This is a genomic window from Bacillus sp. AP8 (genome assembly GCF_000321185.1).
GTDB classification, from domain to species: Bacteria; Bacillota; Bacilli; order Bacillales; family DSM-1321; genus Bacillus_AD; species Bacillus_AD massilioanorexius.
Genome location: NZ_CAPG01000036.1, coordinates 25,870 through 46,505 on the forward strand (window position 1 = coordinate 25,870; position 20,636 = coordinate 46,505).

Below are 20,636 nucleotides of genomic sequence, written 5' to 3' on the forward strand. Positions count from 1 at the left end.
TTAAAACTCCTTTAATTTTTCTCTATATTGTTCAATATATTCAACAAGGCCGTTAAATGTATCACTAGGGAATTGCTCAATTATGGCATTCGCCAATTCCCATGCAACTACAGCTTCAGCTACAACCGCTGCTGCTGGCACAGCACAGCTATCAGAACGTTCAATACTAGCTGTAAATACTTCCTTCGTATTAATATCTACACTTTTTAAAGGTTTATATAAAGTTGGAATAGGCTTCATTACACCTTTAATAACAATTGGCATACCAGTAGTCATACCACCCTCAATACCACCAAGACGGTTGGTTAGACGATAATATCCTTTTTCCTTACTCCATGCAATCTCATCGTGAACTTCACTGCCAAAGCGGTCAGCAGCCTCGAAGCCCATACCTATTTCTACACCTTTAAAAGCATTTATACTTAAAATTGCCGCTGCTAGCTTAGCATCAATTTTGCGATCATAATGCACATAACTTCCAACCCCTGCTGGCATTCCTTCAACTATAACCTCGACAATCCCACCAATTGAGTCACCATTTGCTTTAGCGTCATCAATTGCCGCCATCATTTTTTTTTCAGCTTCTGGATCAAGACACCGTACAGGAGATTCCTCAGTAATTCTCTGTAATTCCTGCATACTTTCAAATGATGTAGAAGAAGCTTCAATACCACCAATTTTACGTACATGTGAACCAATTTCTATGCTTAAGTGTGATAATAGAGTTTTAGCCAATGCTCCTGCAGCGACTCGAACTGTTGTTTCTCGTGCTGATGAACGTTCTAATACGTTACGTAAATCACGATGCCCATACTTTAATCCACCATTTAAATCTGCATGACCAGGTCGTGGTCTAGAAATAGTTCTAGAAATGTTCTCCGCTTCTTCTTCACTAATCGGTTCAATACCCATAATTTTTGTCCAATGTTTCCAATCATTATTTTCAACAACTAAACATATAGGTGATCCTAAAGTTCTTCCGTGTCTTACTCCGGCTGTAATATTTACAGTATCTTTTTCAATAACCATTCTTCTTCCACGACCGTGTCCCTTTTGACGACGGGCTAGTTGTTGATTAATATCATCAGCCGTTATAGGCATTCCTGCAGGTAAACCCTCAATAATCGTTGTTAGTTGAGGTCCATGTGACTCTCCAGATGTTAAATAACGCAATCTCTTCATCCCCTTTTTAGCACTTTAAAGCTTTTATGTAACAATATATCATAAACAAGCTGGTATGTAATATAAAACGAAAAAATTATCCAATAATATGAATTACATTTTTCTATAAAAGAAAGTATCTTCCACTTCAAATTGATATTTTGTCGCACTAAATATTTGCTCTGTACTTCCTACAAAGAAAATTCCGCCTTTTCGCATCGACTGACTGAATTTCTCGTATAACATATCTTTAGCCTCTTCCGTAAAGTAAATAAGCACATTTCTGCAAACAACTAGATCAAAATTCTTCTCATATGAATCAGCCAATAGATTATGCTTCTTAAATGTAACGGTGTTTTTAATCTTATCATGAAGACGATAATACTCACCCTCTTTATCAAAATGCTTCTTTTTGATATCAACAGGCATTTCATTTAATGCCCTTTCATGATATACTCCCATTTTCGCTCGAGCAATGACATTTTCATCAATATCAGTAGCTAAGATTGAAATATTTGATAAAGGTAAGTGCTGAGATAGTATTAGCGCCAATGTGTAAGGTTCCTCTCCAGTAGAGCAAGCTGCACTCCATACTTTTAAACGTGAGTTTTCTTTCAATAATTGTGGCATGATTTTATTATTCAAAATTTCCCATCTCTTAGCATTTCGATAAAATTCAGATACATTAATGGTCATTCGATCTAAAAATTCATTCAATCCTTCTTTATTTGTTGAAATAAATTGGTAGTATTCATAAAAGTTTTTAAACCTTTTTTTTTCATACAATGATGTTAATCGTCTCTTCATCTGCGCTTCTTTATATAATTGCAGATCTATTCCTGTTAATCCTTTTACCTTAATAGCAAATTCACGATATTCATTAGACATAAATCAATCCCTGCTCCCTATTACTATGCTATAACATTTCTAATTAGCAAATCTAACTCATCATAGCTTTAATATGTTTTAATTTTCAATTAATTGTCTTGTAATTAAATTGTACTAGTATATGTCGCAAAACTCTACAAAAGGTTTTATAGAAATAATAATTTATACTTTATAGTGTATTAGATAAGCTCTAAAGAGGCTAGTCCTTTCTAAATAGAATATGTAAAGATAATTATTGATAATAAAAGCTATTTTCGCTTTGCTACCACCTATGGACAAGTGGGGATTATAGCTTGAATTCCCCTCCTCGATACCCGTTTCCTTCCACATGAGTCCCACTGTTCTATCAATACACTTCCTCTCAAACAAGTTATCATCACCAACTTATTTAGAAATAATAACAATTAGAAAACTGCCACAAAAAAAGACCTACAACAAAAGTGTAGGTCTTAACTATTATTTTCTAATTCAAATCAATTAATAAACCCATTCATTAATTAATTTTGTATAATTAACTAATTCTTCTTGTTTAAAGAATAAACCGATTTCACGCTCAGCGCTTTCAGGTGAATCAGAACCGTGGATAATATTTTTACCTACAGTAGCTGCGTAATCTCCTCTAATTGTACCAGGAGCTGCATCTTTCGGATTAGTTGCTCCCATCATACTACGAGCTGTAGAAATTACGTTTTCACCTTCCCAAACCATAGCAAATACTGGTCCAGAAGTAATAAATTCTACTAACTCTCCGAAGAAAGGACGCTCTTTATGTTCACCATAATGTTGCTCTGCTAATTCGTTTGAGATTTGCATTAATTTAGCCCCTACTAATTGGAAGCCTTTTCTTTCAAAACGTGCAACTATATCTCCAATTAATTGACGTTGAACGCCATCAGGTTTAACCATTAAAAAAGTTTTCTCCATGTTAACTCCACTCCTATAAGTATGTGATTTAAGCTTATTTAATTTACAAGCCAAAAAAATAGTAACATTGATTGAGAAAATTAGCAACTGTCACAAAATTAAATATCAGAATTTTCGTTTACCAATAAACTTGGCAATATCATGTAATCCTTTTCTAGCTCTAATATTTGGTAAGCCCTCTAGTTCTTCAAAAGCCTTTTTAAGATATCGATCACTAATTGCAATAGACTGTTCAATTGCTCCACATTTTTTAATACTCTCGATAATTGGCTTTAATTCCTTTGGATCAATTCCTTCGTGGACGGTTTCGATTTGTTTCTTTAATTCTGGATTCTGCATAGCAAATAAAACCGGCATGGTAATATTCCCCTGTCTTAAGTCACTGCCCGCAGGTTTTCCCAGCACTTTTTCTGAAGCTGTAAAATCTAAAATATCATCGATGATTTGATAGGACATACCCACATAATATCCAAAACGATATAACTTTTTATGTATTTCTTCCTCTACACCAGAAGCAATTCCACCTAATTGACAGCTTGAAGCAATTAATAGCGCTGTTTTTCTTTTAATTCTTCTAAAGTATACTCGTACATTTTGTTCGAAATTGTATTTATCTCGAATTTGTTCTACTTCCCCTAAACAAACCTCAACTATTGTTTTCGCTAACAGTTGATGTAGAGCTGGAATTTTTAATTCTGTAATAAGCTCAAAAGACCTAGCAAAAATGTAATCTCCTGTATACATCGCTACTGAATTATTCCATTTTGCCTGGATAGTAGGCGCACCACGACGAGTTGCCGCCTCATCAATAACATCATCATGAACTAGTGATGCCATATGTATAAGCTCTAATGCAACTGCCACTTTTTTTATTACATGAATATCATATTCCCCAAACTTTGCAGCTAACAACACAAAAACTGGGCGTATACGTTTTCCACCTGCTTGTAATAAATGTAAACAAGCCTCTTGTAAAAGGGGATCTTCTGCTTTAATACTTATTTCTAATTCTTTTTCAATTGTCTGTAAATCACCATTTAAAAAAGAGGATAACATTTTATATTTCATACATTCCACCCAGCTCTATATTCATCTAAAGAATTCATATCATTTCTTAAATCCATAATGGGTAGCAGCCACCCCACCAGTATGCGATTTATACTTTACATTTTCAAATCCAGCCTTTTTAAACATTTCCGCTAATTCTTTCATTCCTGGAAACTCTCTTGCAGATTCTTGTAACCAAGAATACTCTTTATAGCTTTTGGCGAATAATTTTCCAAATAGCGGCATGATATATTTAAAGTAAAAATAGTAGCCTTGTCTAAATCCAAATAAAGTGGGTTGGGACGTCTCAAGACAGACAGCCATTCCACCAGGCTTTAGTACACGATTCATTTCTTCAAGAGTTTTCATATAATCTGGTACATTCCGTAAACCAAATCCTATTGTTACATAATCAAAAGAATTATCTTCAAATGGTAGGCTCATTGCATTTCCATGAATAAGCTCAACTTGATTTAAATGAAGCTTCTTTACTTTTTCTTCTCCAACAGAAAGCATATTTTTGCTAAAATCCAAGCCAGTCACATGCCCTTTTGGCCCTACCGCATTAGCTAATGCAATCGTCCAATCTCCAGTCCCACAACATACATCTAAAGCCTTCGTTCCTGGTTGTACTTGCATAATTTTCATCGTTTCGTTACGCCATTTTACATGTTGTTGAAAACTTATGACAGAATTCATTTTATCGTAGTTCGTTGAAATATTTTCAAATACATCATGTACTTTTTCTTCTTTTGACTGTGTCATTTTTTACCCTTCTTCCACAAATGAGTTAGCTGTTAATCCGTCTTCAGCAAGAGTTGTTTTGAATATACTTGATAGGCTTACATCATGAGGAAATAACAACTTTAACTCGTTTACACATGTATCTCTTAATGCTTTAATTTGTATATCGATATATTCTATTAATTGAATTGTTTCACTTTGTGTTAAATCAGCCATATCTTTTGAATATCTAATTTTGGAGAATCCATTACATAGTAGAGACTTGTTACCATTTTTTACGGTTGCATATTCTTTTTGTAAACGATGTAGCAACAAATAATCTTCTATGAAATGTTTATATTTTTGTGAACCAAAGCATTCTTCTACTTTTACAATTAAAGAAGACTCAATCACTTTTACCGTATTAAGCATATCTTCAACTGTAGCAAACTGGTTTTGAATATATATGATTTTCTTTTCATTAATCTCTTTAATTCCTTCGGCTAATGATCGAATTAAATCAATTCTTTCAAATTGAGAGAGTATGTAATAGTATAAACCGCTGTAATAATCCCCTGCTAATATAGTTAATTGACGTTGTTTCAACACTTCTGGATCTTCTAGTTTCTTTGAAGATGAAACCTCATCATGAATATCAAGTGCCGTTTGAACTAGCATTGTTGCTGTTATGTATTGATCTCTTTCTTCATCCGTAATTTTTAATTCTTGTAATAGTAAAATAAGCAATAATATCTTTTTTTCTTCAATCACAGGCTCTTTTAAAAATCGACGAAGATAAGGATGATACGCTTTTGAAATAATGTGACTTTTTATATCCTTGCTATAATTATATATATTTTCCACTATCAATCACCCTTATTTCCTTAAAGTAAAAAGTATAAACATTGAATCTAAATGAACATCACTTTACGTAATGCCACAATCTACATCACCATATAGAATAACACAAATATTATAACATAAAAAATATTGATAATCTTTGTTTGGTATTTACTTCCCAAGTAATCCCATTAACTCAAAACTAGCCAGTTTCTCACTAGTTCCATTTTCCTATATTGATTCATAAGAAATTCTCCATCTGCTTTAAGCACGTAACGATATACTTAAAAGCGGAAGATTGAGCAACAGGATCAGCTATTCCATAAAAATTCTTTTTGACACGAAAATAGCAGGTTTCCCCTGCTTATTTTCGTGTACTTTCAACCTCTCCAAATGGAGTATATATTTGAGCATTTCCGCGCACTTTTATAGCTGAAGTATGTTCAGTGAATTGTGCAATCATCACTTCACCATCATCTAGTTTTTCAGAATGATGGAACCTAGTATCTGAACCTCTTGTAAGTCCAATTACATTCACTCCATCTTCTTTTGCTTTAATAATAATATACTCCGAATTTTTTTCTGCCACTACACTTACCTCTTTTCGTAATCATTCATACTAATTTTTTATCAAAGATAATACTTCTGCTCTTGATCTAGAATCTGTAGCAAAAATCCCACGAACGGCAGAGGTTATTGTTTTAGCACCAGGTTTTTTTACACCTCTCATCGTCATACACATATGTTCAGCTTCTACCACTACCATTACGCCATGTGGGTCTAAACTTTCTAAAATACTGTCAGCAACCGTCGATGTAATGCGTTCTTGAAGCTGAGGTCTTTTAGCAACTGCTTCTACAGCTCTTGCTAATTTACTTAAGCCAGTTACTCTACCATTTCTAGGAATGTAAGCAACATGAGCAGTTCCGTAGAAAGGTACTAAGTGATGTTCACATACTGAATAAAATGGAATATCTTTTACTAAAACTAGTTCTTCATGCTCCTCACCAAAAACGGTCTGAAAATATTCTTTTGGATCTTGTTTAAGTCCAGAGAAGATTTCTTCATACATTCTAGCAACCCTTTTAGGAGTATCTAGCAATCCCTCTCTATTTGGATCTTCTCCCACCGCTTCTAATATCATTTTAACAGCTTCTTCTATTTTTGAATGATTGATTTTCTCCAACTGATTCTTCCCCCAATATGATTATTCTGAATAATTTTTCCACAACATTTAAGATAAAAGTTTTCTACATAATAACTACTTTTATACTGTTATTGGCCGGAAATATAATACATATATCTTAACACATTTATAAAAATACATTAAACTGATTTGTCCAATATCTACTAGCATTTTTTAACCAAATATAAATTATAAATAGTCCAATTAGAAAATCGCAAGCTCCTAATTCCAACTTTCCCTATTATTTCTTATGTAACATGTATTATAAAAGGATATCAGCAAAAGTAATACTTTTGAGAATACCCTTTTTCTGAATAATTTCGTTTATACATTTATTAGTAGTAACGCTACTCCTAATGGCCATCCATACTCAGTCATGAAGGCTTTATAAGCAAAAATAGCTGTAATACCGAATATCACTAAAAAGAAATGCGAATAAACCTTTTTATCTCCATGATTATAGAAATGCATAGCTACTACAATCCAAAATGCACCGTACGTTGCGAAAATCACTCCTAGAAACTGCCTAGTCGCTGGATCTGCTCAAATATCAAAAAAACATAATGCGAATGCTGTGAACAACTGACAAAAACCACCAAATACTAAAGCGATATTAGCCAAAGATCTCGATACCTTTTGCATGTCACTATTTTTACTTACCCCTATCCCTAATTGCTCCAAGCCGAACACGAAAACGGTTACAATCAAAGCAAACACACCAATAGCTTCTGGATTTACATCATTCAACAAAAAAATTCCCCTATTTAGTAAAGTTTCAAATATCCCCAATAAAACTTTTGAATCAAAAGATAGCAGCAACTTCTCCATAGTTTAATAGGAAATTCGACAAAAAGAAACAAAATATTCCAAGATTTTATCTACTGATAAAGATTTTTTGCTGATAGAACAGAATATCTTGAGGTAAAAGAACAACGATTCTTATACCACTGCACAAAGCAAAAAAACTTGTGTGATCTGCAAGAAGCTAGAAAGACTACTAGTAAAAAATATAAAAAGTCCTCACGAAAACTATTATAGTCTTGAATCTCACCATAGTTTTCTTTATATTTCATTCAAATAAAAACAACCTTCAATTTATGTTTACACATAAATTAAAGGTTGTTTTCTTTAGAGCGAATCATGATAATTTATCATCATCATCTCACTCATACATATTTGGTTAATATGTAGATTATTTTACAGCATCTTTAAGTGCTTTTCCTGGTTTGAATGCAGGAACTTTGCTAGCAGCGATTTCGATCTCTTCCCCAGTTTGTGGGTTACGACCTTTACGTGCAGCGCGTTCACGTACTTCAAAATTACCAAATCCGATAAGTTGAACTTTATCACCAGATTTTAAAGCATCTAGAATAGTATCAAAAACAGCATCAACAGCTTTCGTTGCATCTTTCTTTGAAAGCTCGCTAGCTTCTGCAACTGCATTAATTAGTTCTGTTTTGTTCATGCCATTCACCTCCTCCCAAAGGGAATTTCATTTTCAACATTCGTAAAACTCTGTATACATGTTGTACAATGAAGGTTTATTATTTATAAATTTATAATAACTTTTGAACATACAACTACTTCAAAAGCAGTCTTTATCCTACTCTATCTTACAGAAGAAATCAAGTATAATAACGAGAAATGTATGAACGAAAAGCTAAAATACTAAAGTGAAACCGAAGAATGGCAACCGCTTAACTCGTTTACTGTAAGTAGATTATCATAATCATTTAGCGTTATCAAGAGAATTCAATAAATAATGGTAATCTTTTAGCGAATTGTTGCATATTATTTGAATTTTAAGCATTTACTTGCCATTTTTCCCATAAATACAACATATAAACCCGATTGGATTAATATTTTGTGACTAAAAATGCAAGTACATAACAATCTACCTTATTTTTTAAAAATACGCAATGAAATTTGTTAAATTGCTCAGAAAAATTAACATTTATTAAGGCTTTGATATCCGTTGATGGTGATATTTAACAAGCAATAATTAAGCGAAAATCCGTGAGACTCCTACGAAAGAAGTGAGAAAGTTTTGCAAGCACTATGTATGATGTGACCGGATTAAAACCATTTTCAACAATGAAATATAGCACAGACTTTATTAAAAATACAATGGTTTTTATTGGCTACTTTTCCTGTATAAGAATCGATAAAGAAGCTCGAAAAACTCCAACATAACGCTTTACATTTACAAAAAACATAATACACATAAAAAAACTGACTTACACATGTAAGACAGTCTTTTTTTATATAAAATTTTAGGATTATTTTCATTAAAGAATTATAGCAATTAATCCACCTGAACCTTCATTAATGATTCTTTCCAACGTCTCTTTTAGTTTATATCGAGCATTTTCTGGCATTAATGAAAGCTTCGCTTGGATACCTTCCCTAACAAGACTGCTTAAACTTCTTCCGAAAATATCTGAGTTCCAAATAGATAATGGATCATCCTCAAAATCCTGCATTAAATAACGTACAAGCTCTTCACTTTGCTTTTCAGTTCCGATAATTGGAGCAAACTCTGACTGCACATCCACTTTAATCATATGAATGGATGGAGCGACCGCTTTTAGCCTAACACCAAATCTCGGACCTTGGCGAATAATTTCCGGCTCATCTAAACTCATATCAACTAATGATGGTGCTGCAATTCCATAACCTGTTTGCTTTACCATTTTTAACGCATCTGATATTTGATCATATTCAGCCTTTGCATGGGAGAAATCTTGCATTAGTTCTAACAAATGATCTTTCCCTCTAATTTCTACACCTACAATTTCCTTCAAAATGGAGTCATATAATTCATCAGGAGCGTATAAATCAATTTCTGCTATTCCCTGCCCCATTTCCATTCCTGCTAGACTAGCATCCTCTATGAATTCAAAGTCTTTAAATTGTTGAACGACACGATCAACATCTCGAAGTCTTTTAATATCTTTTACCGTCTCTTTTACAGCTTCCTGATAGCTTTCTCTTAACCAATGATTATCGCGTAATACCATTACCCAACTAGGTAAATTCACATTTACTTCTAATACTGGAAACTCAAAGAGAGCTTCTCTTAGAACATTCAAAACATCTGACTCACGCATACTCTCAACACTCATTGCAAGTGCAGGAATATTATATTTTTCTTGAAGCTTATTTCTGAGAGCTTCTGTATCTGGGTGAAATGGTTGAACAGAATTAACCACTATAATAAATGGTTTACCAACCTCTTTTAATTCTTCTATTACACGTTCTTCGGCCTCCAAGTAATCCCGTCGTGGAATTTCACCTATAGTACCATCCGTTGTTACAACAACTCCTATTGTCGAATGATCTTGTATTACTTTTCTTGTTCCAATTTCTGCTGCCTCATGAAACGGAATCGCTTCTTCATACCATGGTGTATTAATCATTCTAGGTCCATTCTCATCTTCATACCCTTTTGCGCCAGGAACAGTATATCCAACACAATCTACAAGACGTATGTTAACTTCTAAGCCTTCATCAACTTTTACGCTAGCAGCAGAATTAGGAACGAATTTCGGTTCAGTCGTCATGATTGTTTTACCTGCTGCACTTTGAGGTAGTTCATCCAAAGCTCTTTGACGATCTGATTCATTATCCATATTTGGAATAACAACTAGTTCCATAAACTTTTTTATAAAGGTTGATTTACCTGTGCGAACTGCTCCCACCACACCTAAATAGATGTCACCGCCAGTCCTTTCAGCTATATCTTTGAAAATATCTACTTTTTCCACGAGATTCCCTCCCGATTATTAGAGTGCTTGGGATATAAAATCCAAATTTTGAGATTTATACACTATATATCTATGATGTTGTCCTATGAAAATATGCTATAAAATTAAACTCACCCTTCCTTTTTTCAATTTTTTTATCGAGCCAGCATTTGCGTAATTTTCAATTTGTCTTTCAGAGCTTGTCAAAATATGATGCTAAAGCACTGACTAATATGGTGCGAATCATTTTTCCTACAAAAAAACCCCTCTCCTACAATATATTTTGTAAGAGAAGGGTTATTCCTATTTTGTCATAAAAACCGGTCTATTGTTTTCATCTACAGTATAAGGCAATGAAAAGGCTGGAACAAAAGGAGAATCATCCGTAAGTTTTTTACGTATGTCCTCTCCCTCTGTTAACTTATCTTTCCCTTCAACTGCTTTGACTAAATCTGGTGTATAATCTACAAAAAGCTTACCTTTAGTGTCAATAACAATAGACAATTGACTTTCAGAATATGGACTATCAACTACTGGCTGCTCTTTATAGCCAATTTTTTTATAATCTAATGTATACACGTCTGTATGAAGCTGTTCTTTAAATGGAGGATATGTATGTTCATCACGAAACATGGACAATCTTAAATTATAATCTTGTATTGTTTCTGCGATACGAAGATCATATATTTTAACTGTTGGATTTGTTTCAACATCAATTAGTACATATTGAAAAACTCCACCACTTTCAAAGGCATTGCCAGGTGGATCGGGCAAATATTTCTCTAAACGTTTAAAATCTATCGGATATTTTTGATAAATATCTACAGTAGTATCTTGATTTTTTATTGGTAATAAGCCATTTTGGTCTTTTCTAAATTGATTAACTGCACTCTGAACGGTTTGTATTTGACTATCCAGCGGTACTCGATTTTCTGATTTTTCACTTTGCGGATACATACAACCAGATAAAGAAATTAATAAAATACAACTCACAAAAATAAGTAATTGTTTTCTGCTCATATCTTCTGCCCCATTTTATTCGTTTATCGGTCCACTAAACACGACTATAAAAATAATAAATCCAGCCAAAATCATTAATGTATAGGCTATAATCGCCGTAATCACTTTGAAAAATCCCTTTAATTTATATCGACTGAAATAAATGGAAACTAAAGAAAAACTCATAAAAAACATGGCTGCAAATGAAATCCACATTTTCTGTAATCCCGGTGTCATTCCTCTCCACTCCCCCTTCATTTGATGAAATAAGTGTTAATTCCCACTTTTTCTTACTTTTCTAGTATTTTTTTACACTTTTTTATTATAGTACAACCCCACTATTTTAAGGAATGAAAAATTAATATTTTCTGATTATTAAGCAAAGAAATGTCCATTTTCCGAAAATTTCTAATGAAATTTGTAGTTTTTTTGAATATAGAGTGAATGATGACAGGAAGAAATATAAAGGAGAAACGACAAATAAAAAAGAGGGGACGGAAAGCTAGCTTTCAAGTACCCTCTTTTTGACTAAATTACCCATTATAGGTTTATGAGTCTTGTATATTACAATGCATTGTATGATAAATCCCTAAGAATCGTATCATCATATGCCTATTTTTAAAGGAAATAATTAAATATTATTTTGAAGCTTCTAAAATATTGACTAGATCGTCCATTTCAGATTTTTTATCTCTTGACATAAGAGAATCAACCGCATCTTTAACATTACCATTCTCAAATAGAACGCCGTATAATGCTGCTGTAATTGGCATCTTCACATGATATTTTTCTGCTAATTGGTAAGCTGCTTTAGTTGTACGCACTCCTTCAACAACCATACCCATATTGTTTAAAACATCTTCAAGCTTTTGTCCTTTTCCTAGCATATTTCCAGCTCGCCAATTTCGTGAATGCACACTTGTACATGTAACAATAAGATCACCAACACCAGTAAGTCCTGCAAATGTTAAAGGATTTGCACCCATTACAGTACCTAATCTAGCTATTTCAGTTAATCCTCTTGTCATTAAAGCAGCTTTAGCATTATCACCATAGCCTAATCCGTCTGTAATACCTGCGGCCAATGCAATGATATTTTTTAACGCTGCTCCAATTTCAACACCAATAATATCAGAGTTCGTATAAACACGGAAATTTTGGTTTATAAACAAGTCCTGCACTTGTTCAGCAGCTGCCATATTTTTCGAAGAAACGGTAACTGTTGTAGGATGTCTTAAACTCACTTCTTCAGCATGACTTGGCCCTGATAAAACAACAACATCTGTAATAATTTTTGGATCTGCATCTTGTTCAATCATTTCAGAAATACGCATTAACGTATCCGGTTCAATTCCTTTACTAACATGAACAACTGTTAGCGGCTGTTTTGAAGTTGAACTAATCTTCTTTACTACTTCTCTAATCGCCTTTGTAGGAACCGCTAGAATAAGTGTCTTAACACCCTCTAATGCCGCCGCAAGATCAGTATATCCAATTACACTTTCAGGAAGAAGAATTTCAGGTAAGTACGTCTTATTTGTATGACTACTATTTATTTCATCGATTTGTGCTTGATGATTACCCCATAATCTTACATCGTGCCCGTTATCTGCAAGAACCATTGCTAAAGCTGTTCCCCAACTACCTGCTCCTGCAACTGCCACTTTTTGATGCTTTTCCATGCTTATCCCTACTTTCTTATTTTCTTTTTCTTGCAAAAATCTTAATCGGTGTTCCTTCGAAATCGAAAGCTTCACGAATTCGATTTTCAAGGAATCTTGAATAAGAGAAATGTAATAATTCAGGATCATTAACAAAGACAACAAAGACAGGCGGTTTAACTGCTACTTGAGTTGTATAATAAATTTTTAATCTTTGTCCTTTATGTGTAGGTGTCGGGTTCATAGCCACTGCATCCATAATTACTTCATTTAGGATGTTCGTTTGAACTCGTAATGAGTGATTTTCGCTAACACGATCAATAATTGGCATTACAGAATGAATACGTTTTTTTGTTAAAGCTGACAAAAAGACGATTGGAGCATAATCTAAGAACAAGAAATGTTCACGAATATTTGTTTCAAATTCTTTCATTGTCTTCTCATCTTTTTCGATAGCATCCCATTTATTCACAACAATAATAACACCACGACCAGCCTCATGAGCATAGCCTGCGATTTTCTTATCTTGTTCACGAATACCTTCTTCTGCATTTAAAACAACTAAAACAACATCCGATCTTTCAATCGCACGTAATGCACGTAGTACACTGTACTTTTCTGTACTTTCGTACACTTTACCTTTCTTTCTCATACCAGCCGTATCAATGATGACATACTCTTTTCCGTTATATTTATAAGGTGAGTCAATGGCATCTCTAGTGGTCCCTTCAACATCACTAACAATTACTCGTTCCTTACCTAGTAAAGCGTTAACTAATGATGATTTACCAACGTTTGGTCTTCCAATTAATGAAAACTTAATAACGCCCTCATCATACTCTTGTCCATTATTTTTTGGAAAGTGCTTGGCTGCTTCATCAAGCAAATCTCCTAGTCCAAGTCCATGAGTTCCTGAGATTGGGAATGGTTCACCAAATCCTAGTGCATAGAAATCATAGATTTGATCCCTCATTTCCGGATTGTCAACTTTATTTACCGCCAAAACGACTGGTTTTTTTGAACGGAAGAGAATTTTTGCTACCTCTTCATCTGCTCCTGTAACCCCTTCTCTCCCATTAGTCATGAAAATGATTACATCTGCTTCATCAATTGCAATTTCAGCTTGTTGACGAATTTGCTCTAAGAAAGGCTCATCTCCTAGATCTATTCCACCTGTGTCAATAATATTAAAATCATGAGTAAGCCACTCGCCTGAACTATAAATTCGGTCTCTCGTTACTCCAGGAATATCTTCGACAATCGATACTCGTTCTCCTACAATACGATTAAAAATAGTAGATTTTCCGACATTAGGTCTTCCTACTATCGCAATAACTGGTTTCGGCATTATCATCACCCTTTCTTGTAATTTCCCACTATGAGAATAATGCTTTATATTTGTTTGCTTTTCGTTTTACCCTTATAAAGTATCTAGTAAATATTTTAATCAAATTCTTCATTACTGCAAAACAACCCTTCTTAAAATAAGAAGGGTGCAACTATCCTATAGTACCAAATTTTCTTCTATCCAACAATATGCGTTCATTAATGCTTCACAATGATGTACACATCTTCACTCAATTTATGTGCAATTCCATCAAGAATCGCCTCTAAATTTGCTCCAAAAGTATTCATTTCTTCTATTGTATCACAGTAAAACACTGATGGGGCGAAGGGAACCTTTTCTTTATTCGTTGTGACAGCTGCTAAAATATATTTTTCTAAGACCATCTTATAGAATTCCTTTCTCATCAGCGTCAATTTTACTTGGCAATCGAATAGCATTTTCTAAAGTAGGTACATTTCCAATTACTTTTATTGCCTTTTCAATATTTTTTTCTTGAGGCAAAATAAAAACCGCCACTCTCCCATCGTCTAAATCTCTTTTAGCCAAAGGAACAAGTGCTGGAGTACCTGAATCTCTATATACCCCTAGCGCCACCGCTGTATCATGCAGAATAGCCTGTCTTTGACCCAAATTCGCAATTGTTGTCCGCACATTAAAATTTTTCGGTTTTAAAATAAAACCCATACCATAACGTAATATTTCTTCTTGACGATCAGGTAAACCAATATTCATAATATAAATATTGTCTACATATAAGCCAGCACCATCAAATCTCGGCTCCATATATTCAATGTCCACAATGTCTTTTAAAGTAGAACCTGACATTAATACTTTACTTAAAATAATGCATATAACACCAGTAATAATAGCTGCCCATATATTAAAAAACAAATACACCGCTGTAGTAATCATTGACGTAAAAATAACTAAATAGTTTCTTCCTTCAAAAGCAATTGCAATTCCTTCAATGTATGTATTACCTCGTTTTACAAGTTCATATTGATCAAGCCCAGTCAATGTGTTTCTTTCCATATTCCGTACTTCTCTAAATTGTGAGGCTGCAACAGTTAGAAAGGTGATAGCAGTATATTCCTTTAATAAAAGCGCAGGTACAACTATACTTCCTAATCCAGCAGCTATGACTCCAAGCGCCAAATGAATAATCTTCCCATGAAGATAAGTAGGATATTGACGATAATCACTCTTTAGCATAGACAGTCTAGTAATAACTCCAGTGATTCCCCCTACTACAATTGGTAAAAAATAGTCATCCATCTTTTATACCTCTTTCTTATGAGAATATTTATTAGGTTCGCTAAAGTATTTCCCTAATTCCTCAACCTTTTTCCAAACAAATAGCATACATAAAACTATAGCTACTTGATCTAACCAATTTAACGAAAACATAGAGTACAATAAGGCCGATTGTTGATGCACAATAAAAATTAAAACATCACTAATTACCATTCCCATAATTAGGCACATCATACGCTCTTGATTTGGTTTAATTAAGATAACCGCTAAATAGGTAAAAATAATAAATATACACCAGGAAGGAACCCACAAAAACCATAATGGTTCCAAAGAAAAAAGTAACTCATAACTTGCTCTACAAAGGGCCATAATAAAAGCAGCAAAGATAATATATATTTGTCTCATAAATGTTGCCTTAGCCATGTAGTAGCATGTAATGGTCATCATATAGAAAATGGTTATATTGATGTCTAGCTCCCCAAATGGGACTGCATACTGCGAAAGGAAAATAACAATTAATAAATGACAAATAAACGAGCTACGAGAAGAAGAACTCGAAAAAAAGGCATAAATAATAATAAATATCCAACTAATCCATATAAACAATAGTCCGTCCATACTGATAACTCCTTTCATCTCACAGTATCGACACTATTACATTGAATCAAACTAACTCATTTATTTTTCTGAAAATCAGAAATAAACGTTTAGGGAGGTGACATAAGTGGGAAGAGATCGTCAAGAAAAAAAATTAAAACAAAGTAGAAGAGTAGAATCAGACAGAGACCAATCGCTACATTATGACGGAGCTACTAGACTAGATACACCCGAAGAAGCAAGAAAACTAAATCAACATAACTAAAAAAACCGTTACCGGTCCTTTGATTTTTAGTTATCTATGAAGTAACTCTTCTTTTATAAATAACACTATACATCAATGATTGATTTTCCAATCTAAAAGGAGACATGTAGTCAGATCTTATTGGAAGTCGGGGTTTGACTTCTGAAAAGAGATGGATTATTTCCGAACATAGGTATAAGGCTAGATATTGAATAGCCTTAATCAACGGTTAAATACGCCACTTCTTGTGGCAACAGCGTTGTGACCTACATCCAGTAGGCCTCCGACCAACATAAGATGAGCTATCCAAAAGTTTGCCTTTTGATCGAGGTGCTTGACACATTAACAATAAAAAAGATAGCTGTCCTAAAAGTTTGCTTTTAAGTCAACTATCTTTTTTCATTTTAAGTTTCTTTGCTTAATCCACTGTAATGTATCTCCAGTAATGACTTTCTCAACCGTAGAAAGTTCATCTATTCGTTTTACGCCAAGAGCTGTCATAACCATTGACAATTCTTGTTGTATAATGTTAATTTCATCGATTAATGTTTGCAAACCAAATTCTTTATATTTTTTCAATAAATGTCCTGCAACGCCTACTCCTTTTGCTCCAAGAGAAAGACATTTAGCAACATCCAAACCATTCTGAATGCCCCCGGAAGCTAAAACATGCATGTTTGGTACATGTGTTGCTTCAATAATGGATGCTGAGGTTGTAATTCCCCAAGAATTAAAAAAATCTAACAATCTGCTTCGACGTTCATTTTCTATAGCAGCAAAGTTCGTTCCTCCAGATCCACTAATATCAACACATGTCACACCGACACTTGCTAAAGTAGTGACAGTCTCTTTACTCATTCCAAATCCAACTTCTTTTACTATAACTGGCACTGACACCTGGGAACATATTTCTTCTATTTTGTGTAAAACATTTCGAAAATCTCGATCTCCCTCAGGCATAACTAATTCTTGAATCACATTAAGATGAATTTGTAGAGCATTAGCTTCAATCATATCAATTGCTCTTTTCGCCTCATCAACAGTAGCTTCTCCACCGATATTTCCCATGATAAAACCTTGAGGATTCTCTTTACGGACAACTTGATACGTCGACTTTTGATTTTCATCCCTCAACGCTGACATTTGCGAACCGACTGACATGGCAATGCCACTTTCTCTCGCTGCAATTGCGATATCACGATTAATCATTTCCGTTTCTATTCCGCCTCCGCCAGTCATCGCGTTTATAAAAATAGGTGAACTTAAAGAAAGTTCACCTATTTTTAATTCAAGGTTTACATCATCAAGAGCTATTTGAGGTAAGCTTCTATGAACAAAGGTAATATCATCTAATCCAGTAGTTCTATTTTGTCCTGTTTTTAATGCATATTCGATATGTTCTAACTTACGACTTATTCTTGACAATATTAATCACCAAATTATTTATTAAAATTTTTCAATTGATCTCCAATTACATCACTAAATTGGAATCCTGTTGTCTCTTCAGGAAGTTCATAAGAATCATCTTCTGCAGAATCTTCTAGAAGCTCTTTTATACTTAAAGACAGTCTATGCTCATCTTCATGAACATCTAAAACTTTAACTTGCACTTGTTCACCAACACTTAATACTTCATGCGGTGTACCAATGTGTTTGTTTGCAATTTGAGAAATATGAACAAGTCCTTCTACACCTGGGAAAATTTCAACAAATGCTCCGAATGATACTAGTCTCTTCACTGTACCATCAAGAACTGCACCCTTTGGAGCTTTCTCAGCGATATTTACCCAAGGTCCAGGAAGAGTTTCTTTAATTGATAATGAAATTCTTTCATTATTACGATCAACAGAAAGAACTTTAACTTTTACCTCGTCACCTTCTTTAACTACGTCAGAAGGTTTGTTTACATGTTCATGTGATAGCTGAGATACGTGAACTAAACCATCTACTCCACCTATATCAACAAATGCACCAAAGTCAGTTAATCTTTGAACAGTACCTGTTAATACTTGACCATCTTGAATTTCATCAAGTCTATGTTGTTTAGTTCTATTTTTATCATCTTGAACAACTGCACGATGTGATAAAATGATACGGTTTGAATCTTGATCAATTTCTACAATTTTAAATTTCATTGTTTTTCCAAGATAATCAGAAAAATCTTCTACAAAATAATCTTCTACTAGTGAAGCAGGGACAAAGCCTCTTACTCCTATATCAACTACTAAACCACCTTTAACAATTTCTTTTACTTCAGCATCAAATACTTCGCCTGCTTCAAATTGTTTATTCAGTGATTCCCAAGCTTTTTTAGCATCTACTTTTCTTTTTGAGAGGATTAAGCTTTCTTCTTCCACTTTAGTAACTTCTAGTTCCAGTTCGTCACCCTCAGAAACAGCATCTGCTGCTTTCTCAATATGCAAACTACTAAGTTCACTAATTGGAATAATACCGTCACATTTACTGTTTTGAACATCTACAATTACTTGTTTATCTTCAACCTTTGTAACGATTCCTTTTACTGTGTCGCCCACTTTAAAGTCTTTTACTTCATATTCTTCTTCAATCATATGTACTCCTCCTTACCCATGACTGCTGAAAGTGTTATTATTTACTTTTCGTTTTATAGAAGAAAAGCAAAAACACGATAGCTACCAGATTTTATTCGGAATAAACATCCTCTAAATAAAACTCTTATACTTTAGAACATTTGTCAAGTAATCTGCCTTATTTATATTGTTGAATAAGCATTGAAATATTTTCCATAATGATATCTGTTACTTCCTCAGCAGATAATCGCTTATCCTCTTTCTTATAAAGAGAGAAATCAATTGGTTTACCATATACAACTTTCAACTTCTTAAAACGCTTATACGGTCCAATGATCGCACATGGTACGACAGCTGCATCTGTTCTCATAGCAAAAAATCCTGCACCAGCCATACCTTTACCTAACGTACCATCTTTACTTCTTGTGCCTTCAGGAAATAATCCTAAAACTTTTCCTTCTTTTAAAACATTTATCCCTTTTCTTAAAGCCTCACGATCACTCATACCTCTCTTTACAGGAAACGCATTTAAATGAGGTAATAGATGTTTAAGTATCGGTGCAGAAAAAAGTTCTTCCTTAGCCATAAAATGCACAGGTCTTGGTGCATTTATACCTACTACTGGTGGATCTAGTGCATCAATATGGTTAGAACATAGGAGAACTCCTCCCTCTTTCGGAAAGTCTTCCTTACCAATGACCTCAAATCGATAGATTGGCTTTAAAACAGAATATACGACTGTTTTAGCAAATGGATATAAGTTCATTTTACAAAGCCCTTTCTTTAATTAAAGATATAATTTCATTTGCCACCTCTTGAATGCTTAATGAAGTCGTATCAATTTCAATAGCATCATCCGCTTTTTTTAACGGTGCTACTTCTCTTTCAGAATCAAACTTATCACGAGCAGCAATTTCTTCTTTTAATGTTTGTAAATCAGAAGGAAATCCTTTTGAGATATTTTCACTATGTCTTCTTTGAGCTCTTTCATCAACGCTAGCAATCATAAAGATTTTCAATTCTGCTGAAGGAAGAACATGTGTCCCAATATCTCTTCCATCCATTACTATTCCACCTTTAGCTGCTAGTTCCTGCTGAATTTTAACCATTTCTTTTCTGACTAATGAATGCTTAGCTACAGCTGAAACATTATTTGTAACTTCAGCAGTTCGAATTTTTTCGGTAACGTTCTCTCCATCTAAAAAGACCAATTGTCCATTTGGACTAGGTTGTAAAATTAATGAACTTTTCAAAAGCATTTCATATAAATCATCTTCATTGTTAACATCTATATTGTTTTGAATAGCCTTTAATGTTAATGCACGGTACATAGCCCCCGTATCAACATATACATATGAGAAATGTTCCGCTACTATTTTTGCAACAGTACTTTTACCTGCTGCTGCAGGACCATCAATAGCTACTGAAATTTTTTTATCCATATTTCCTCCTGTAAATACAAATCGATC

24 protein-coding genes are annotated in these 20,636 nt (G+C 33.9%); 1 reads left to right on the plus strand and 23 read right to left on the minus strand.

What is annotated here, in order from left to right; all coding sequences use genetic code 11:
- From aroC to BN349_RS09390, 19 genes are all read right to left on the minus strand, one after another.
- Complete coding sequence (gene aroC, locus BN349_RS09305) at nucleotides 1–1,173, minus strand: chorismate synthase (protein ID WP_019242024.1); 1,173 nt, start codon at nucleotides 1,171–1,173, stop codon at nucleotides 1–3.
- Nucleotides 1,174–1,275: 102 nt separating this feature from the next.
- Nucleotides 1,276–2,049 (minus strand): CheR family methyltransferase, encoded by a 774-nt coding sequence (locus tag BN349_RS09310; RefSeq protein ID WP_019242025.1) that lies wholly within the window; start codon nucleotides 2,047–2,049, stop codon nucleotides 1,276–1,278.
- Nucleotides 2,050–2,526: 477 nt separating this feature from the next.
- The gene (gene ndk, locus BN349_RS09315) at nucleotides 2,527–2,973 is read right to left on the minus strand and encodes a nucleoside-diphosphate kinase (protein ID WP_019242026.1); all 447 of its coding nucleotides are present in this window, start codon (nucleotides 2,971–2,973) and stop codon (nucleotides 2,527–2,529) included.
- A 105-nt stretch (nucleotides 2,974–3,078) separates the two neighbouring features.
- Entirely contained in the window at nucleotides 3,079–4,041 is a 963-nt protein-coding gene (gene hepT / locus BN349_RS09320; RefSeq protein ID WP_019242027.1) for a heptaprenyl diphosphate synthase component II, read from the minus strand.
- 39 nt (nucleotides 4,042–4,080) lie between these two features.
- Nucleotides 4,081–4,785 carry a demethylmenaquinone methyltransferase gene (locus tag BN349_RS09325; RefSeq protein WP_019242028.1) on the minus strand — a complete coding sequence of 235 codons (705 nt, stop codon included), beginning with the start codon at nucleotides 4,783–4,785 and terminating at the stop codon, nucleotides 4,081–4,083.
- A 3-nt stretch (nucleotides 4,786–4,788) separates the two neighbouring features.
- Nucleotides 4,789–5,607 (minus strand): heptaprenyl diphosphate synthase component 1, encoded by an 819-nt coding sequence (locus BN349_RS23710; protein ID WP_019242029.1) that lies wholly within the window; start codon nucleotides 5,605–5,607, stop codon nucleotides 4,789–4,791.
- Nucleotides 5,608–5,947: 340 nt separating this feature from the next.
- The gene (gene mtrB, locus BN349_RS09335) at nucleotides 5,948–6,172 is read right to left on the minus strand and encodes a trp RNA-binding attenuation protein MtrB (RefSeq protein ID WP_019242030.1); all 225 of its coding nucleotides are present in this window, start codon (nucleotides 6,170–6,172) and stop codon (nucleotides 5,948–5,950) included.
- Between the two features lie 30 nt (nucleotides 6,173–6,202).
- On the minus strand, nucleotides 6,203–6,769 hold the full coding sequence (gene folE, locus BN349_RS09340; RefSeq protein ID WP_019242031.1) for a GTP cyclohydrolase I FolE: 567 nt from the start codon (nucleotides 6,767–6,769) through the stop codon (nucleotides 6,203–6,205).
- 324 nt (nucleotides 6,770–7,093) lie between these two features.
- On the minus strand, nucleotides 7,094–7,282 hold the full coding sequence (locus tag BN349_RS24840; RefSeq protein WP_019242032.1) for a hypothetical protein: 189 nt from the start codon (nucleotides 7,280–7,282) through the stop codon (nucleotides 7,094–7,096).
- A gap of 30 nt (nucleotides 7,283–7,312) precedes the next feature.
- Nucleotides 7,313–7,516 (minus strand): hypothetical protein, encoded by a 204-nt coding sequence (locus tag BN349_RS24845; RefSeq protein WP_019242033.1) that lies wholly within the window; start codon nucleotides 7,514–7,516, stop codon nucleotides 7,313–7,315.
- A gap of 445 nt (nucleotides 7,517–7,961) precedes the next feature.
- Nucleotides 7,962–8,234: a non-specific DNA-binding protein Hbs gene (gene hbs, locus BN349_RS09350; protein WP_019242034.1), complete on the minus strand. Its 273-nt coding sequence runs from the start codon at nucleotides 8,232–8,234 to the stop codon at nucleotides 7,962–7,964.
- Nucleotides 8,235–9,057: 823 nt separating this feature from the next.
- Nucleotides 9,058–10,536: a stage IV sporulation protein A gene (gene spoIVA, locus BN349_RS09355; RefSeq protein WP_019242035.1), complete on the minus strand. Its 1,479-nt coding sequence runs from the start codon at nucleotides 10,534–10,536 to the stop codon at nucleotides 9,058–9,060.
- Between the two features lie 282 nt (nucleotides 10,537–10,818).
- Nucleotides 10,819–11,535: a hypothetical protein gene (locus tag BN349_RS09360; protein ID WP_019242036.1), complete on the minus strand. Its 717-nt coding sequence runs from the start codon at nucleotides 11,533–11,535 to the stop codon at nucleotides 10,819–10,821.
- 15 nt (nucleotides 11,536–11,550) lie between these two features.
- Nucleotides 11,551–11,751 carry a DUF2768 domain-containing protein gene (locus tag BN349_RS09365; protein ID WP_019242037.1) on the minus strand — a complete coding sequence of 67 codons (201 nt, stop codon included), beginning with the start codon at nucleotides 11,749–11,751 and terminating at the stop codon, nucleotides 11,551–11,553.
- Nucleotides 11,752–12,152: 401 nt separating this feature from the next.
- Complete coding sequence (locus tag BN349_RS09370) at nucleotides 12,153–13,196, minus strand: NAD(P)H-dependent glycerol-3-phosphate dehydrogenase (RefSeq protein WP_026089257.1); 1,044 nt, start codon at nucleotides 13,194–13,196, stop codon at nucleotides 12,153–12,155.
- Between the two features lie 16 nt (nucleotides 13,197–13,212).
- Nucleotides 13,213–14,523 (minus strand): ribosome biogenesis GTPase Der, encoded by a 1,311-nt coding sequence (gene der, locus BN349_RS09375; RefSeq protein ID WP_019242039.1) that lies wholly within the window; start codon nucleotides 14,521–14,523, stop codon nucleotides 13,213–13,215.
- A gap of 197 nt (nucleotides 14,524–14,720) precedes the next feature.
- The gene (locus tag BN349_RS09380) at nucleotides 14,721–14,906 is read right to left on the minus strand and encodes a capping complex subunit for YIEGIA (protein WP_019242040.1); all 186 of its coding nucleotides are present in this window, start codon (nucleotides 14,904–14,906) and stop codon (nucleotides 14,721–14,723) included.
- 1 nt (nucleotide 14,907) lies between these two features.
- On the minus strand, nucleotides 14,908–15,798 hold the full coding sequence (locus BN349_RS09385; protein ID WP_019242041.1) for a YIEGIA family protein: 891 nt from the start codon (nucleotides 15,796–15,798) through the stop codon (nucleotides 14,908–14,910).
- Between the two features lie 3 nt (nucleotides 15,799–15,801).
- Complete coding sequence (locus BN349_RS09390; RefSeq protein ID WP_019242042.1) at nucleotides 15,802–16,395, minus strand: YphA family membrane protein; 594 nt, start codon at nucleotides 16,393–16,395, stop codon at nucleotides 15,802–15,804.
- A gap of 106 nt (nucleotides 16,396–16,501) precedes the next feature.
- Here BN349_RS09390 and BN349_RS25345 point away from each other — a divergent pair, with 106 nt between their 5' ends.
- Complete coding sequence (locus BN349_RS25345; protein WP_019242043.1) at nucleotides 16,502–16,639, plus strand: YpzI family protein; 138 nt, start codon at nucleotides 16,502–16,504, stop codon at nucleotides 16,637–16,639.
- Nucleotides 16,640–17,017: 378 nt separating this feature from the next.
- On the opposite strand, the gene fni is transcribed toward BN349_RS25345, so the two are convergent.
- The 4 genes from fni to cmk form a co-directional block, all read right to left on the minus strand.
- Nucleotides 17,018–18,043: a type 2 isopentenyl-diphosphate Delta-isomerase gene (gene fni / locus BN349_RS09400; RefSeq protein ID WP_019242044.1), complete on the minus strand. Its 1,026-nt coding sequence runs from the start codon at nucleotides 18,041–18,043 to the stop codon at nucleotides 17,018–17,020.
- Between the two features lie 14 nt (nucleotides 18,044–18,057).
- The gene (gene rpsA, locus BN349_RS09405; RefSeq protein ID WP_019242045.1) at nucleotides 18,058–19,188 is read right to left on the minus strand and encodes a 30S ribosomal protein S1; all 1,131 of its coding nucleotides are present in this window, start codon (nucleotides 19,186–19,188) and stop codon (nucleotides 18,058–18,060) included.
- A gap of 157 nt (nucleotides 19,189–19,345) precedes the next feature.
- Nucleotides 19,346–19,933: a lysophospholipid acyltransferase family protein gene (locus BN349_RS09410; protein WP_019242046.1), complete on the minus strand. Its 588-nt coding sequence runs from the start codon at nucleotides 19,931–19,933 to the stop codon at nucleotides 19,346–19,348.
- A 1-nt stretch (nucleotide 19,934) separates the two neighbouring features.
- A complete protein-coding gene (gene cmk / locus BN349_RS09415) occupies nucleotides 19,935–20,609 on the minus strand; it encodes a (d)CMP kinase (RefSeq protein WP_019242047.1) in 675 nt (224 codons plus the stop codon).
- Between the last annotated feature and the right edge of the window lie 27 nt (nucleotides 20,610–20,636).

Bases quoted from the DNA above. Each gene is read 5' to 3' on its own strand.
- BN349_RS09310 (WP_019242025.1), bottom strand. From the start codon at position 2,049: ATGTCTAATGAATATCGTGAATTTGCTATTAAGGTAAAAGGATTAACA.
- ndk (WP_019242026.1), bottom strand. From the start codon at position 2,973: ATGGAGAAAACTTTTTTAATGGTTAAACCTGATGGCGTTCAACGTCAA.
- hepT (WP_019242027.1), bottom strand. From the start codon at position 4,041: ATGAAATATAAAATGTTATCCTCTTTTTTAAATGGTGATTTACAGACA.
- BN349_RS09325 (WP_019242028.1), bottom strand. From the start codon at position 4,785: ATGACACAGTCAAAAGAAGAAAAAGTACATGATGTATTTGAAAATATT.
- hbs (WP_019242034.1), bottom strand. From the start codon at position 8,234: ATGAACAAAACAGAACTAATTAATGCAGTTGCAGAAGCTAGCGAGCTT.
- BN349_RS09360 (WP_019242036.1), bottom strand. From the start codon at position 11,535: ATGAGCAGAAAACAATTACTTATTTTTGTGAGTTGTATTTTATTAATT.
- BN349_RS09365 (WP_019242037.1), bottom strand. From the start codon at position 11,751: ATGACACCGGGATTACAGAAAATGTGGATTTCATTTGCAGCCATGTTT.
- BN349_RS09370 (WP_026089257.1), bottom strand. From the start codon at position 13,196: ATGGAAAAGCATCAAAAAGTGGCAGTTGCAGGAGCAGGTAGTTGGGGA.
- der (WP_019242039.1), bottom strand. From the start codon at position 14,523: ATGCCGAAACCAGTTATTGCGATAGTAGGAAGACCTAATGTCGGAAAA.
- BN349_RS09380 (WP_019242040.1), bottom strand. From the start codon at position 14,906: ATGGTCTTAGAAAAATATATTTTAGCAGCTGTCACAACGAATAAAGAA.
- BN349_RS09385 (WP_019242041.1), bottom strand. From the start codon at position 15,798: ATGGATGACTATTTTTTACCAATTGTAGTAGGGGGAATCACTGGAGTT.
- BN349_RS09390 (WP_019242042.1), bottom strand. From the start codon at position 16,395: ATGGACGGACTATTGTTTATATGGATTAGTTGGATATTTATTATTATT.
- rpsA (WP_019242045.1), bottom strand. From the start codon at position 19,188: ATGATTGAAGAAGAATATGAAGTAAAAGACTTTAAAGTGGGCGACACA.
- BN349_RS09410 (WP_019242046.1), bottom strand. From the start codon at position 19,933: ATGAACTTATATCCATTTGCTAAAACAGTCGTATATTCTGTTTTAAAG.
- cmk (WP_019242047.1), bottom strand. From the start codon at position 20,609: ATGGATAAAAAAATTTCAGTAGCTATTGATGGTCCTGCAGCAGCAGGT.